Source organism: Aquitalea sp. S1-19, from assembly GCF_024343515.1.
In genome coordinates this window covers 1-801 of the sequence record NZ_RJTZ01000337.1, presented here as the reverse complement: position 1 = coordinate 801, position 801 = coordinate 1, and the positions used below count along the sequence as shown (strand labels likewise).

General features: G+C 60.8%; 2 protein-coding genes. One reads left to right on the top strand and one right to left on the bottom strand.

Translation table 11 applies throughout. From position 1 onward, the window contains the following. A partial coding sequence (locus tag EGI20_RS18910; protein WP_498633245.1) for an NAD(P)/FAD-dependent oxidoreductase occupies positions 1–340 on the top strand: 340 nt, incomplete at its 5' end. On the opposite strand, the gene EGI20_RS18905 is transcribed toward EGI20_RS18910, so the two are convergent. Further along, a partial coding sequence (locus EGI20_RS18905; protein ID WP_498633243.1) for a GGDEF domain-containing protein occupies positions 337–801 on the bottom strand: 465 nt, incomplete at its 5' end. The genes EGI20_RS18910 and EGI20_RS18905 overlap by 4 nt on opposite strands.

The window sequence follows — 801 nt, the reverse complement described above, 5'->3', positions numbered from 1 at the left end:
TCTGGTCCGCCCCAAGCTGGAGAAAACCTTCCCGCAACTGAAGGGCGTCAAGATCGACTACAGCTGGACCGGCAACTTCTCGCTGACGCTGACCCGCTTGCCGCAAGCCGGGCGCATCGGCAAGAATATCTACTACTCGCAAGGCTGCAGCGGCCATGGCGTGACCTACACCCATCTGGCCGGCCGCCTGCTGTCCGAAGCGATCCGCGGCCAGAGCGAACGCTTCGATGCCTTCGCCTCCTTGCCGCACTACCCGGTCCCGGGCGGGCGTCTGTTCCGCGTCCCCATGCTGACCCTGGGCGCATGGTGGTATGAAATGCGCGACAAGATGGGCGTCTAGCTAAGCAGCTCGCCTTGTGCGCTGGCGATGCGGTTGCGGCCGGAAAATTTGGCCGTATAACATGCCTTGTCGGCGCGGGCGAGCACCTCTTCGGGCGTGGCATCGGATGACTGGATCTGCGTCAATCCGATGCTGGCACTCAAAGTAAAAGACTGGCCGGAAAATGCCAAGCGGTAGCTTTCAATACGTTGCCGGATCTGATTCAGCACCAGTTGCCCATGGGCTTCATCACAATGGCGCAGGATTAAGGCAAATTCGTCGCCCCCCATGCGAGCAATGCTATCCGATTCGCGCAAGCCCTCGTGGAGAATGCCCGCCACCGCCTGCAGCATCAGATCGCCCGCCTGATGCCCTCCCTTGTCATTGACTTCCTTGAAATAATCCAGATCCAGCATGGCCACCGTGACGATAGGCAGACGCCCACCCTCCAGCAACTGGCCAAGCTCCTGCTGCAGGGCACG